This is a genomic window from Vibrio sp. McD22-P3 (genome assembly GCF_021568915.1).
GTDB lineage: Bacteria > Pseudomonadota > Gammaproteobacteria > Enterobacterales > Vibrionaceae > Vibrio > Vibrio mediterranei.
In genome coordinates, this window is sequence record NZ_JAKGTN010000002.1 from 125,777 (window position 1) to 139,833 (window position 14,057).

Here is a 14,057-nt window from a genome sequence, read left to right on the forward strand (position 1 = left end):
CGATGACAGAACAAACAGCATTAAAACAAGTTGCTGAAATGGCAAAAATAGCCGACAGCTACGTAAGTGCGTGGGGCAGTCCAGCGAAAGTAGAAGACGAAACAATTCTTCGTCTGCTAGCGTCTTTAGGCTATGACACCACAAATGATGAAACTTTGCTTAAATCTGCTGAGAAAAAGCATAAAAAAGAAGTGATTGAACCAGTTCTTGTTGTTAAAGACGAGGATGCGGTTGAAGTCGAACTTCATTTAGGTGTTAGCGCTCGCGAAAGCGATTTCAGCTGGCGTTTAGAGACCGAGCAGGGAGAAGTACTTGAAGGCTATCTTCAATCTCAAATCGTTCGTGATGAGCGTGCTGAGGGTGGCCCTTTAGTATTTTCGTTACCTAGCGACCTACCATGGGGTTACCATAAGCTTTACCTAGAGCGTAAGCGTCGCAAAGCCCCTTATGAAATGACACTGATTCGTACGCCACGTGCCTGTTTCAAACAGAGTGCCATTGACCATGGCAAGAAACTATGGGGTCCGAGTGTCCAGCTTTATACGCTACGCACTCAGCACAACTGGGGTATTGGTGACTTCGGTGATCTAAAACAGTTGGTGGCAGACATTGCTGCGCGTGGTGGTGACTTTGTTGGTTTAAACCCAATTCATTCACTATTCCCAGCCAACCCAGAAGGAGCAAGCCCTTACAGTCCTTCTTCTCGTCGTTGGTTGAACATACTCTATATCGATGTGAGCTCTGTCGCTGAATTCGCTTTGAGCGCTGATGCTCAGCAAATGGTCGGCAGCTCTGACTTCCAAGCTCGCCTTCAGAAGGCGCGTGATTCCCACTGGGTTAATTACACTGAAGTCGCGGATCTGAAAATGAGCGTGTTACCTCTTCTTTTTGAAGAGTTTAAATCTCGTCATTTGGATAAGCAGTCTGAGCGCGCAAGATTGTTCTTAGATTTTGTGGAAGAGGGTGGCGAAAGCCTTCTGCATCAGGCGGCATTTGACGCAATTCATGCCGAATTGCACGCAGAAGATTCAAGTGTTTGGGGGTGGCCTGTTTTCCCTGAGAAATATCGCCGTTTTGAAAATAGCGCTACTCAGAAATTTATCGCTGATAACCGCGATAAAGTTCAGCTTTACATGTACTTACAGTGGATCGCTGATGTTCAAATCAACGAAGCACAAGCACTTGCCGAAGAAAAAGGCATGGCTGTAGGTCTATATCGTGACTTGGCGGTTGGCGTTGCAGATTCTGGCTCTGAAACTTGGGCAGACAATGGCAACCTTGTGATGGATGCAAGCATTGGTGCTCCACCTGATATTCTAGGTCCGTTAGGTCAAAACTGGGGTCTACCTCCACTGAACCCACAAGTACTGCAAGCGACGTCCTATGATGCCTACATCAAGTTACTGCGCGCTAATATGAAACATTGCGGTTCACTGCGTATTGACCACGTACTAGGCCTGTTGCGTCTATGGTGGATTCCAAAAGGTGAAAATGCCACTAAAGGTGCTTATATCTACTATCCAGTGGAAGACATGCTAGCCATCTTAGCGCTTGAATCACATCGTCATCAATGTAGTGTGATTGGTGAAGACTTGGGTACGGTGCCAGATGAAATCGTTGAAATCCTTCGTGAAGCAGGCGTCCACTCGTACAAGGTGTTCTTCTTCGAAACAGCAGAAGATGGTGGTTTCATCTCACCAGCGCACTACGCCGATCAGTCAATGTCAGCACTATGTACGCACGACATGCCGACATTACGTGGCTTCTGGCATTGTGACGACCTAAAAATGGGTAGCGAGATTGGTCTTTACCCCGATAAAGAGCAACTTGAAGGATTGTTTGATGACCGTCTGGAATGTAAACAAGGCATTCTTGATAGCGTAGCATGGCACGGTTATCTGCCAGAAGGTGTTGGTCGTGATGCTAGCCTAGTGCCGATGGACGCTTATTTAAGTGAAGCACTTCAGCTGCATGTTGCCGCGGGCGCATCAACGCTACTGAGTGTCCAGCTTGAAGATTGGTTAGAAATGGATAAGCCAGTTAACATTCCTGGAACGGTGAATGAGTATCCGAACTGGCGTCGAAAACTGTCGATGAACCTTGAGGAAATCTTTACTCAAGAAGGGGTTAATCGTATCGCGAAACGTCTAACGGAAGTGCGCGCTAACGCAAGCAAATAATCCGCCTCAAAATCGCTAATCAAGCACGGCTTCTTCAGAGATTTGTTCTGTCATCTCTGGGAGTCGTGCTTTTCTTTTTATAGCTTGTCACTATTGGGATTTATATTGTAAAGAAGTGCGTAAAAATACCGTATTGCACCCGAAAATTAGGGTTAAATCACTTCCCGTATAGGTGCAATCAAGTACAATGAAACCTTGCTGGTAGCCCGCGCTTTGCGGGCTTTTTTATAGTGCCTCAAACGTCAGTGAAACCAACTATTGGTTTCGAAAAAATAATCATGGGGCTATTTAAGGTCGAGGGAGATGAACGTTGAATAATAAAGGGCTTAAAAAACTAAAACAGGCGTACGATCGACTCTCGAGTGCATCGTTTGCTGATCCATTTTCATTCTTAGGACCTTATCTACAGGAAGAAGGTATTGCCTTAAGAGTATGGATGCTAGGTGCCGATGGGGTAGCCGTTGAACTAGCATCAGGTGAAAGACTACCGATGGTGAGAGAAGAGGCGTCAGGTTTTGTTCTCAAATCTGATTTGGACCTGCGATTTACTCACTATCAGTTAGCGGTAGATTGGAATGGTACTGAGCAAATGCTGGATGACCCATACCAATATCACGCTTTGTACGCTGAATACGATGAGTTACATACACCAAAAGAGATGTATCACCATATGGGCTCACAATTTATCTCGCTTGAGCGAGACGGTGAGAACATTGAGGGGACACGCTTTTTGGTTTATGCCCCTCATGCTACAGCGGTTAGTTTAGTCGGTAGCTTCAATGCTTGGGATGGGCGTCGTAATCCAATGCAGCGATTGGATTATGGAATTTGGGGTATTTTTATTCCAAATCTGCCAGAAGGAGCACAATACAAATTTGAATTGAAAGGACCAAATGGTGAAGGCTTACCGCATAAAGCGGATCCTTGGGGCTTCTACTCCGAGCAATACCCTTCTTTTTCATCAGTGACTTACAATCATAACCGCTACGATTGGCAAGATGAAAAGTGGCAATCTCGACCTGTCACCGAAAAGCGTAAAGAGGCGCTGTCGTTTTATGAGTTGCATGCAGGTTCGTGGAAGCGCAATGACAATGGTGATTTCCTGACTTATCGTGAATTGGCCACCGAACTTATCCCTTATTTGACCGATATGGGTTATACCCATGTTGAGTTAATGCCAGTGTCTGAACACCCATTCTACGGTTCTTGGGGCTATCAACCAGTCGGGTTGTTCGCACCGACGAGCCGCTTTGGTTCCCCAGATGACTTTAAGTATTTCGTAGATCAGTGCCACCAAGCAGGCTTAGGTGTTGTACTGGATTGGGTACCTGCACACTTCCCATCAGATGATCATGGTTTGGCGAATTTCGATGGTACGCCTCTATTCCACGATCCTGATCCGCGTCGCGGCTGGCACCAAGATTGGAATTCTTATATTTACGATTTAGGTCGTGAACATGTTCGTCGCTTTTTAGTGTCCAATGCGCTTTATTGGTTTGAGCAGTTCCATATTGATGGTATTCGCGTTGATGCCGTTGCGTCGATGTTGTATCTAGACTATTCGCGTAGTCACGATCAGTGGATTCCAAACGTCGATGGCGGTCGCGAAAATTACGATGCTATCGCAACCCTTAAGTGGATGAACGAAGAAGTCTACAAGCACTTCCCGAATGCGATGACCATTGCTGAAGAATCGACCGCATTCCCTGGCGTATCGGCTCCGACCTTTATGGGTGGTTTAGGTTTTGGGTTTAAATGGAATATGGGGTGGATGCACGACAGCCTTTCTTATATTCAAGAAGATCCTATTAACCGCAAATACCATCACGATACCATCACGTTCCCGCTTGTTTATGCCCATAGTGAGAACTATGTTCTTTCACTATCACACGATGAAGTGGTATACGGTAAGCACTCTATTCACAATAAAATGCCGGGTGATGAGTGGCAGCAAACTGCCAACTTACGAGCGTATTTAGGCTATATGTATGCGCAACCTGGCAAGAAGCTTAACTTCATGGGAGCTGAGTTTGGGCAAACCGGTGAGTGGAACCACGATGACCAGTTACAGTGGTTCTTGTTAGATTTTGACCGTCATCAGGGCGTGCAAGCGCTAACGCGTGACTTAAACAAACTGTATCGTAATGAGAAATCACTGTTCGAACTCGACTCAGAACCTAAAGGCTTTGAGTGGCGTCTTCAAGATGCGGCAGAAGCGAGTATTCTCGCTCATGAACGTATCAGTGAAGAAGGCGAACGTATGTTAGTGATCAGTAACTTTACCCCTGTACCCCATGAAGCTTTCCGCTTAGGTGTGCCGTTAGCAGGTAAGTATGAGCTGATGTTAAATACCGATGATTCTATCTATGCTGGTAGTGGGTTTGGTGCGGTGCAAACTGCATTGACTGAGCAAATGGAAAGTGAAGCACAACCACAATCGTTGTCGTTACGCTTACCACCGCTTTCAACGGTATTCTATAAGTATCAAGGTTAAGAGTACAAAAGCCCCAGCAAATTGTTGGGGCTTTTGTTTTCCAGTACAACGCAAGTAAAGCCTCGCGAGCGAGGCCGATTCGTAATTGAGTATGAAAACCCGAGACAAAATTATCCAAGCCAGCTTGAAGCTATTTAATGAAAAAGGCGAGCGCGTCATTACTACCAACCATATTGCTGCCCACTTAGGTATGAGTCCTGGTAATCTCTACTACTACTTTCGCAATAAAGAAGACATCATCAAATCGATTTTTGGTGAATACATTACTTATGTGCGTGAATCCTTTGTGCCAGTATCGAGTGAGACACCCGCCGAAGTATACTTACAGCGATATTGTGAAGAAGTGTTTGGTAGCATTTGGCGATTTCGATTCTTTCATGCCAGCATGCCTGAAATAGTAATGCGAGACAAATCTCTGCATAGGGATTACTTGCAAGCACACGATATTTTGGTTGCAAGAGCCCGTGAGTCAGTGCTCAATTTACGTCGTGATGGGTTTATTATTATCGACGATAGCCAGATTGATGAGTTGATTGAATTGATGCGTGTAGTTGGTGGCTTTTGGGTAAGTTACTTAATGGCAAATTCAGTAAGCAAATCGATCACTAAAGCAGATGTTAATCGAGGTGTTGGTAAGTTTATCGTCTTACTATGGCCTTATAGTACCGACAAAGGCAAAGTAGTACTCACTAAGCTGAAACTCAAATATCAGTCTCCAACTTAACGTTAGAACTCGAAGTTGCTCCTTTCCTTGCTATCGCAACTTCAGTGTAAACACATAGTTGTCCCTTTTCAGTCATTCCCAAGAATTTTTAGGTGGCTCAATGCCACTTTTTTACTCCTCCAATCATTCGTCTGAGAACTTTCTGTGAATCCGATCACAGCTTTATATAAACCTCATAGAGTTTGTGTGATTAGCTTAAAAAATCACCATCAACCTTAGCTTCCATTTTTGAAAACGTGAAAAAGATCTCAACATGTAACATGAAATGAAATTAGAGTAATTACTCAAACATAGAGTAAATGCTCTATTATAAGATATTGATAAATAAGAATAATGGTAATGGATTTTTAGTTAAATATTGGTTTTATATAAAAAATAACGTGGAGGTATTATGGACATACCAACCTGGCATTACGTGGTATCTATGTCTTCGTATATAGTCTTTTTGCTACTACTCATCGAAGGCATGCGCCGGACACCCCGGCTAACCGCCTTTATTTGGATTGCAACTTTATTTACCGCGCCATTGTGGGTTGAACAGTTGGATGGCTGGTTCCGCTGGGCAAAAACAGTGAGTGTGCTTATTCCTACGGCTTTGGTGGTCGGCCTTGCTCGGCTCGCTTGGTACTACCGAGAGAACCCTAACGCGATATTACGTTTCTTTCGTGGTGACTGGGTATTGAAAGTACTGTACGGAGTGCTATTTCTCAATATTGCTGAAGCGACACTGAAAGATCTGGTAACCGGCAACTACTTCAACTTTATCTGTGGCGTGATTTTATGCATCACCATCCCTTTCCCACGCTACAAGAACGGAGTGCGACAATACTGGCTTATCTCGAAAGATAAGCCAAATGATCTGCTGTTCTATTCCACTGCCGCTTGGAACTTCCTATACACCACGTGGAATCTTGCGTTTGTGTATGGTGAGAATACTGGCTACTTCGCTAGCTCATTCTGTATTTTGATTGCTGCTGAGCTGTATCCCGTCATCAAAAAACGTCCAGAGCTATACATCATTGCTCGTGTTTATACGCTGGCGTTTCACATCTTCGTGCGGGCTATTCACGATGTGTTTACCCCAGTCATGGACTCCAGCGCGTGGCGTAACGAAAGCGTGCTTTATTGGTGGGGTGCTATCAACCTCGCAATGCACATTCCATTTGTCATTTGGTACTTCAAAAAGCAGCGCGAGCAGAAGGAGCCACCGTATGGCGACAATCAGCCTCCATTGAAAACGGACTGCGTCAATGAGTACGACGAAGCTCCCGACAAAGTGGCGCTCGCCAAATAGTTAAAAGCAGATTGCTTAGAGGCACATAGCTTATAGGCAAGTAGCTAAAGAGCTTCCCCCCGGTGGCCTAGTTGATGACGACGTTATTAGGCCACCACTTCAAAACCTGACACAGGTGATGGTATGAAAAGATTAACAACACAGATTTTGGCGTTGTTGGTACTACTGTGCGCGGCGTTTATGTCTCCGCTTGCAGCCGCCGACCAAGGCTATAACGAACAACAACTTATTGGCGAAACTTGGCAAGGGACTTTTGATGGCGCCCCTGGAGAGGGCAGTCTGTTTTATCGCCTTGAGTTTTTGGCGGACGGCAAAGTCAAAGTACTTAGACAGTCTGGTGGTTTTAACAAAACCGAAGTTCATAATTGGCATATTGAAGAGGGTCAAGTCATGATCCGCAGCAATGCTGGTGATGAGATCACGGACTTTGATAACGCTACTTTTGCGTATACCGATCGCGATCAGATGCGCTTTACCAAGGATGGCAATCATTGCAACTTCCATAAACTGTATCAAACCCGTGCTTATCTGCATGTGCTGTTTGTCCTGGTTGGCTTGATTGCACTCAATGAGCTTTGCCGTCATGTGAAGTGGGCGAACTACCTACTTTGGTTCGTACTGCCGATTGCACTAATTCCACTATTTAGTAGTTATGGCGTTACCTACTGGTTCAAGTGGGTCAAGCTTTACTCGGTAGTCGGTGCCGCCGCGCTGTTTACCCTTATCCGATTTACCCCTATTGGCGATAAAAAGTGGGCACGTTTTGGCGCCGCTGCGTTCTTGGCGTTGAATATTTCAGAAGCGGTGCTGCAAGATTTCACCATGGGCAACATGGCCAACATTCTCAATGCGATTGGTGGTTTGCTCTCCATCATCACTCTGGCGGGTTGGGCACAGATCCACGCTGACAAATCGAAACAAAGAGACATGGTGTGGCCTGCTATGACCACGTTTTGGATCATCGCTTACGACATCTGGAACATCGTGTTTGTTTACCTCAACTTTCCCGGCAGCGCCACAGCACAGGCTATGGTTCTGGTGGCGGCGACCTTGCCATCACTGCTTATCAAGAAAGGTACTTGGTTGCAGGCGCGCGCCTTCACGCTTGCGGGTTCCTTTATGTATTACTTCAGTTGTCCATTTATGTACGAAAGCAACGTGGTGGTGCTGCCGCGCAACGATGAGCTCATGTTATTCGCGGGATTGGCGAGCTTTGTGGCAAACGGTATCTATGCCTGGTTGTTCTTTAGAAAAACGCGCGAACAGCGCATAACGTCAGTTCTTTCCTAACTATAAAAATATTAAATAAATCAACTATATGACTAAATATTGTAGTGGAGCCTAATTATGAAATCTTACCTAATTCCAATGACCTCAATCGCTCTTGTTTGTTCTGGTGCTGTGCTTGCTGATGAAAAGAGTGAACAGCAAATTGACATGTCGAGTCCAACCGAAGCATATACCGCACTCGGCGTGGGGTATGGCAACGAAGGAATGAACCTTAAAGCCATGTACATGTTGTCTGACCCGAATGCCGATCGTAAGTCGGGGTTCATTCTAGAGTTTAACGATGTATTCGACCAAGAAGGAGGGGCGCCTAAGTTCTCTGGTACAACGGTCATGGGGGGAATGGTGGTTCCTCAAATGAACGACAAAACGACTAATCGAAATTACCGTTTTCGTTATGGTTCGGTAAACACAACTAATGGCTTAGGACATATGGTCGATGCGGTCGTCAAAGATCACCCATTCTATGGTCAAACAGCAGTAGTACAAGCGGGTGCGGTGGCAACATTACCGATTGGTGATAACGCCTTTATCTGGCCAGTGTTGATGGCTGGAGGAGTAATTATGGAAGATAACACCAGTAAACTTGCTAGCTATGACCCGGGATTGGTTGCTGCCAATAACCTGAGCAGTAGCGGTATTGATTGGGCTTCTACCATCTACTCCGTCAAAGTATATGGGCGCTATAAGTTTAACGACACTTGGTGGATATTAGGTGCATGGACTTATACCGATGCGTTTGGTGGTAAGAGCTGGGATGCTCCTGTTTCTGAGGGTGGTTTAGAACTCAGCCCGCAGCAAATTGAACTGACCCTAGGTTATCAGATTACCAATCGCCAAAATTTGCGTCTCAACTTCCATAGTTATTCGGAAAGTGGTTCATCTGACAAATTCTGGCTGGAGTATAACTACGCGTTTTAACTTTCGCAGACTTAATTCCATCACATGACCCCTAGGACTAGGGGTCACAAGGAGCAACCATGAAATTTCCGAGATTAATAACCTTACTTGCTGCTGTGGTATCTGTTACCGCCGAGGCAAAAATCGTTAGTGGCGTAGAAGTACCAGACACTCTGGCGATTCAACAGACAGAACTACAGCTCAATGGGGCAGGGGTACGCAGTAAGTTCTTTATGGATTTGTACGTTGGATCGCTTTTCACCTCTTTGCCTTCTACCGAGGCCGCTTCTCTTATCAGAGGCGATCAACCTTCAGCAATACGGTTAAATATTACTTCTAGCATGATCACCAAGGAAAAGTTAGCTGATGCACTTAATGAAGGTTTTAACAATGCGACTGATGGGAATACCACACCAATAGATTCCAGTATTAATCAGTTTGTCGAAATGACCTTTGCAAATGATATATCAGAGGGTGACCAATTCACCTTAGTAAGTGCACCTGAAATAGGTATTTATAGCTACAAAAATGGCGAAATGCTTGTTTTAGTGGAAGGTGACGCGTTTCGCCGCGCACTATTATCGGTCTGGTTGGGTGACAAACCGACTGATAAATCATTGAAAAAAGCCATGCTATCTCAATAGGTTGTTGCATGCTAAATCAATAAATAACAATAACTGACCCTATCTGCTGGGCAGGAGGTAAAAATGGAACAACGACAAGTTATTGAGGGTATAGATGTTCATATTGAAGGTGAGGGAGCGCATACCATTGTAATGATACATGGTTGGCCTGATACCTATCGTTTATGGGATCACCAATTAGAGCGATTCAAGTCGCGCTACCGTTGTGTGAGATTTTCACTACCAGGATATGAGCATAGACAACCACGTCAGTATTATGACTTGAATACTATGTTGATGCTCTTCGACAGCATCATTGACAGAATCTCCGAAGGTAAACCGGTGACGCTACTTCTTCATGACTGGGGCTGCGTATTTGGCTATCAGTACGCGATGAGAAACCCTGAGAAGGTCGAACGTATTATTGGCGTAGATATTGGTGATGCAAGCTCTAAGGATTTGCAATTATCGGCAAAAGCTAAAGTTGTCCTGCTGGGGTATCAACTTTGGTTGATGCTTGCATGGAACTTGGGAGGAAAGCTTGGAGATTGGATGACACGTAAAATGGCGCATGTATTTGGGGCACCGGGTGAAGCATCACGGATTCATTCAGGAATGAATTATCCTTACCATTGGCGTTGGAGTTCTGCGTTTATGAGGCGCGAACTTGGTACGATTCCTTTGGATATTCAGGTGCCATTTTTGTTTATCTACGGGAGAGAGAAAGTAGGAATGTTTCATTCTAAGTCCTGGCAGAGAAAAATGGCGAATATCGAAGGAAATAAAGTGGTGGGATTGTCCACGCATCATTGGGTTATGGCCGAGCAACCTGAGACGTTTAATCGCATAGTCGAGCAATGGCTTGCGGAATCGGATGCTTTATTGGCGCCATTAGATTTACAGACTTCGGCCTAGCGAACGATGTAAGCATCCAATTTTAATGAGTAAATCCCCCTGTCTTTAACGCCGCTGCTCTTGAGCTTCGCGGCGTTTTTATCTTTTGAGTCTTATTTAAAGCTGTTGGCATTACCAGTGGAGATACAGAGATTCTTGTCTACACTCAATAGACTTAACTTAATAAAAAATAAGGTTTATTGATGATAACTGCGTTGTACGGCTCTCTTCTTGCTTCTTTAATGATCTGGCTGTCATTTCAGGTAATCAAACAGCGAAGATCGAATCAGATCACTTATGCCGATGGTGGTGTGGAAGCCTTGCAAATTGCGAGAAGCGCACAAGGGAATGCTGTCGACTATATTCCTATTACTCTAATGCTCATGGCTTTTGTGGAGTATAACGGAGCGCCCGCGATTTGGATTCATGTTATTGGGGTGAGCTTTGTTGTGGGACGCTGCCTTCACGCCTACGGGATACTTAACAAACGCTTCAAAGGTAGAGTTAGGGGAATGCAAATCACTATTTTTGCTATGGCAGGTCTTATTGTCTCAAACCTTGTGTATCTTCCTTTTGATAAGCTTTGGTAGTGCAGCGATTTTACTTTCTATTTCCCGGTGATAAAAGGCTAAAACCAGTAGAGTACTTAGCCTCAATCTCGGCAATTTTCTTTTTCATATCTTGAAGTTGCTGTTTGAGAGTAGTTGTCCCTCAAAAGCCTGCAGTATGTTGTTGTCGACTTTAAATACCGAATCCACTATAGCGTTTTCTTCATCTAAGTCTTGAGCAAGATCTAAGGTGATTAGCAATTTCAATCATTCATCACAGCGAATACTGTAAGTAGTAAAGTTATCTTCGACCGTATCGCCAAATCCCATAACCTGTTGGTTTCGATACCTGTTGTGTGACGAATCACGATTGTTGCCTACACTGAATAAAAACAGAGGGAGATAAAGATGACAAGAGCATTACTGCCGCCAGCTTGGATGATGGTCTCCATTGGTCTTATCCTTAATGTAATGGCTATTGTGCTTTCAAGCCAAGTGCTAGACAAAATGTCGAGCGATATTGCTCTGATTCAAGAGCGTAAAGAGACAAATCTGTATTCGATACAGCTCGCGTGGAACCAAGTGGAAACGCTTGAACGAAAGCGCGAAGCGCTACTACTGCATCTTGATGGCGATGATATCTATACAGATATAGCAGATATGTTGAGAGGGCAGCTATCTCAATGGGTCACAGTTCATGTTCCTCCTATTCATCGTAAACACCTCCCTGAATTAATGACTATCATCAATAGCGCGCAGGACACGCAGCGTGATTTGATTGATGAGCTTTATCTCGACAATTTAGGGCTGTCCGAAACGTTAGCAAGTGTCGAAGAAGACATGGTGTACTACAAAAACATCGCGGTATTTCTGCAAATTCTCGGGCTGGCATTGATTTTAGCTCGTGATCTTTCTCGCCGATCATTGCCGAATTGATATACTCTAAGGTATAACTTTTGCAATTTATGAAATAAATATGCTCACTCGTTCCGATGATCTGGAAATATTACTCTCTGTCGTAGATAGTGGCGGTTTTTCCGCTGCCGCAGAGGTGCTCGACATTCAAGTGGCGAAGGTGTCTCGCAGTGTTAGTAAGCTTGAGAGTCAACTTGGTGTCACGCTTTTAAACCGTACGACTCGCCGCATTGAGCTCACCGACGAAGGTCGTCAGTTTGTCGACGGAGTCCGTGAAGGGCTGCGTGTTCTGCAGCAGACCGAAGAGGAGATTATGGCTAGAGGTGAGCTGCCAAAAGGGCGATTGAGAGTCGATGCTGCAAGCCCATTTGTACTGCATCAACTGGTGCCACTTATCGCTGAGTTTAATAGAGAGTACCCAGATATTGAGCTTGAGCTGACCTCCAACGAGGGTTTTGTTGATTTACTTGAGAAGCGCACTGATGTTGCGATTCGTATAGGTAAATTAACCGACTCAACATTGCATGCCAAGCCGTTGGGAAAGAGTCTATTGTATCTCGTCGCGTCACCCGATTACCTTGCACGGCGTGGTTATCCCAAATCAGCTACTGACTTAAGCACTCATAGTTTGATTGGTTTTGTCGGAGCGAAAGTACTCAACCAATGGCCACTACCCGGCAACCCTACGATTCGGCCAAGTATGGTGTCGAGTAACGGTGAGACGGTGCGCCAGTTAACTCTGGCGGGTAATGGGATTGCGTGCATGTCGGGCTTTATGGTCAAACAAGATATTGAAGAAGGGCTCTTGGTACCACTTCTAGAGTCAGAAAAACTCACTACGACAGGTCGCGAGCAAGTCAACGCCGTCTATTACCGTTCGTCGTCGGTAGCGCGCCGCATTACGGCGTTTATTGAATTTATTCAGCCTAGACTATCGCTGTAGTCTTATCTCCCTTTTTGTTTTTTGTCGCCGTGGCTTTTGCATTTTTGACAAAAGCCATTTGTGATTATTGCTCTCAATCTAGAGGTGACTCGTCGCTAGAATGTCCCCATTACGATATTGAGGGCATACGACATGATCTTTTCTCACTTCAACTACGGCAAACTTGAACTAAGCAATCGCATTGCGATGGCACCAATGACTCGTTCTCGCACCACTCAGCCAGGCGATGTGCCAAATGACATGATGGCGACTTACTATGCACAGCGTGCAAATGCGGGTCTTATCATCACAGAAGGTGCGCCCATCTCGGCTATTGGTCGTGGTTACTCTCTGACTCCGGGTATCTATACCCAAGCGCACATCGATGGCTGGAAAAAAGTCACTAAAGCGATTCATGACCAAGGCAGTAAAGTATTCATTCAGCTTTGGCACGTGGGTCGTCGCAGCCATGAATCCATCACAGGTGAGCAGGTTTTGTCGGCATCGGCCATTAAAGAGGCTGACCAAGTATTTGGTCCGCTACCAGAAGGTGGCTTTGGTATGATTGAAACCGGCGAACCGCGCGCGATGACTGAGCAAGATATTCAGCAAACTATTGCTGATTATGTGCAAGCCGCGAAAAACGCTATCGAAGCAGGTTTTGATGGCATTGAAATTCATGCGGCGCACGGCTACCTGCTAGACCAGTTCATGCGACTTTCTAGCAACCAACGTACTGACCAATATGGTGGCTCTCAAGAAAACCGTATCCGTTTTCTTGTTGAGGTGATGCAAGCGGTAGTGAATGAAATCGGTGGTGACAAAGTCGCGGTTCGTGTTTCGCCGCACGTCATGGAAGGTTTTGCTGAAGAAGATCCAGAGATTGTGGAAGTGGTGAAAAAGGCACTTGTCGCGCTGGCTCCAATGAATCTTGCTTATGTACATTTCTCTGAAAACATCTCGCGTTATGTTGAAGCACCAGAGTTATTCCGTAAAGAGGTACGTGACATTTACCCAAACCCAGTCATGATTGCAGGCAAGTTGACTAAAGAGAGTGCCATGGCACTGCTTGAAAACAATTACGCCGACCTTGTGGCGTTTGGCACACCGTATGTGACCAACCCAGATCTTGTGGCGCGTTTTAAAAACAACTGGCCACTTGCTGAGTTTGATGCCGATGCAAGGCTGAGTCTATATGGTGGTGATGAGAAGGGGTATATCGATTATCCCGAGTACAGCGCGTAAACGTGTTTAGAGTCTCTTTGTAAGGCTCTTT

The 14,057-nt window shown here is 45.2% G+C and carries 12 protein-coding genes; all 12 read left to right on the forward strand.

The features are described from left to right. Positions 1-2: 2 nt before the first annotated feature. The 12 genes from malQ to L2W36_RS02750 all read left to right on the forward strand — a co-directional run bounded on the left by malQ (position 3) and on the right by L2W36_RS02750 (position 14,026). Positions 3-2,180, forward strand: coding sequence for a 4-alpha-glucanotransferase (gene malQ / locus L2W36_RS02695; RefSeq protein ID WP_006069833.1), 2,178 nt, complete (start codon positions 3-5; stop codon positions 2,178-2,180). Between the two features lie 310 nt (positions 2,181-2,490). Continuing rightward, positions 2,491-4,674 (forward strand): 1,4-alpha-glucan branching protein GlgB, encoded by a 2,184-nt coding sequence (gene glgB, locus L2W36_RS02700; RefSeq protein ID WP_236109262.1) that lies wholly within the window; start codon positions 2,491-2,493, stop codon positions 4,672-4,674. A gap of 91 nt (positions 4,675-4,765) precedes the next feature. Further along, entirely contained in the window at positions 4,766-5,398 is a 633-nt protein-coding gene (locus L2W36_RS02705; RefSeq protein ID WP_198559258.1) for a TetR/AcrR family transcriptional regulator, read from the forward strand. Between the two features lie 391 nt (positions 5,399-5,789). Then, entirely contained in the window at positions 5,790-6,692 is a 903-nt protein-coding gene (locus L2W36_RS02710; protein WP_006069840.1) for a hypothetical protein, read from the forward strand. Between the two features lie 123 nt (positions 6,693-6,815). Then, positions 6,816-7,982 (forward strand): DUF5692 family protein, encoded by a 1,167-nt coding sequence (locus tag L2W36_RS02715; RefSeq protein WP_236109263.1) that lies wholly within the window; start codon positions 6,816-6,818, stop codon positions 7,980-7,982. A 57-nt stretch (positions 7,983-8,039) separates the two neighbouring features. Continuing rightward, positions 8,040-8,900, forward strand: coding sequence for a hypothetical protein (locus tag L2W36_RS02720; protein WP_006069842.1), 861 nt, complete (start codon positions 8,040-8,042; stop codon positions 8,898-8,900). Between the two features lie 59 nt (positions 8,901-8,959). Beyond that, positions 8,960-9,523 (forward strand): chalcone isomerase family protein, encoded by a 564-nt coding sequence (locus tag L2W36_RS02725; protein WP_124941535.1) that lies wholly within the window; start codon positions 8,960-8,962, stop codon positions 9,521-9,523. Positions 9,524-9,586: 63 nt separating this feature from the next. Then, the gene (locus L2W36_RS02730; RefSeq protein ID WP_236109264.1) at positions 9,587-10,417 is read left to right on the forward strand and encodes an alpha/beta fold hydrolase; all 831 of its coding nucleotides are present in this window, start codon (positions 9,587-9,589) and stop codon (positions 10,415-10,417) included. Positions 10,418-10,599: 182 nt separating this feature from the next. Further along, entirely contained in the window at positions 10,600-10,986 is a 387-nt protein-coding gene (locus L2W36_RS02735) for an MAPEG family protein (protein ID WP_236109266.1), read from the forward strand. A gap of 366 nt (positions 10,987-11,352) precedes the next feature. Continuing rightward, positions 11,353-11,880 (forward strand): DNA mismatch repair protein, encoded by a 528-nt coding sequence (locus L2W36_RS02740; RefSeq protein ID WP_124941534.1) that lies wholly within the window; start codon positions 11,353-11,355, stop codon positions 11,878-11,880. 40 nt (positions 11,881-11,920) lie between these two features. Then, a complete protein-coding gene (locus tag L2W36_RS02745) occupies positions 11,921-12,802 on the forward strand; it encodes a LysR family transcriptional regulator (RefSeq protein WP_031493939.1) in 882 nt (293 codons plus the stop codon). Positions 12,803-12,934: 132 nt separating this feature from the next. Next, positions 12,935-14,026 (forward strand): alkene reductase, encoded by a 1,092-nt coding sequence (locus L2W36_RS02750; RefSeq protein ID WP_236109268.1) that lies wholly within the window; start codon positions 12,935-12,937, stop codon positions 14,024-14,026. The last annotated feature ends 31 nt before the right edge of the window (positions 14,027-14,057 follow it).

What these genes read in the sequence shown, in the direction of transcription:
- malQ (WP_006069833.1), top strand. Translation starts at nt 3, where the DNA reads ATGACAGAACAAACAGCATTAAAACAAGTTGCTGAAATGGCAAAAATA.
- L2W36_RS02705 (WP_198559258.1), top strand. Translation starts at nt 4,766, where the DNA reads ATGAAAACCCGAGACAAAATTATCCAAGCCAGCTTGAAGCTATTTAAT.
- L2W36_RS02710 (WP_006069840.1), top strand. Translation starts at nt 5,790, where the DNA reads ATGGACATACCAACCTGGCATTACGTGGTATCTATGTCTTCGTATATA.
- L2W36_RS02715 (WP_236109263.1), top strand. Translation starts at nt 6,816, where the DNA reads ATGAAAAGATTAACAACACAGATTTTGGCGTTGTTGGTACTACTGTGC.
- L2W36_RS02720 (WP_006069842.1), top strand. Translation starts at nt 8,040, where the DNA reads ATGAAATCTTACCTAATTCCAATGACCTCAATCGCTCTTGTTTGTTCT.
- L2W36_RS02725 (WP_124941535.1), top strand. Translation starts at nt 8,960, where the DNA reads ATGAAATTTCCGAGATTAATAACCTTACTTGCTGCTGTGGTATCTGTT.
- L2W36_RS02730 (WP_236109264.1), top strand. Translation starts at nt 9,587, where the DNA reads ATGGAACAACGACAAGTTATTGAGGGTATAGATGTTCATATTGAAGGT.
- L2W36_RS02735 (WP_236109266.1), top strand. Translation starts at nt 10,600, where the DNA reads ATGATAACTGCGTTGTACGGCTCTCTTCTTGCTTCTTTAATGATCTGG.
- L2W36_RS02740 (WP_124941534.1), top strand. Translation starts at nt 11,353, where the DNA reads ATGACAAGAGCATTACTGCCGCCAGCTTGGATGATGGTCTCCATTGGT.
- L2W36_RS02745 (WP_031493939.1), top strand. Translation starts at nt 11,921, where the DNA reads ATGCTCACTCGTTCCGATGATCTGGAAATATTACTCTCTGTCGTAGAT.
- L2W36_RS02750 (WP_236109268.1), top strand. Translation starts at nt 12,935, where the DNA reads ATGATCTTTTCTCACTTCAACTACGGCAAACTTGAACTAAGCAATCGC.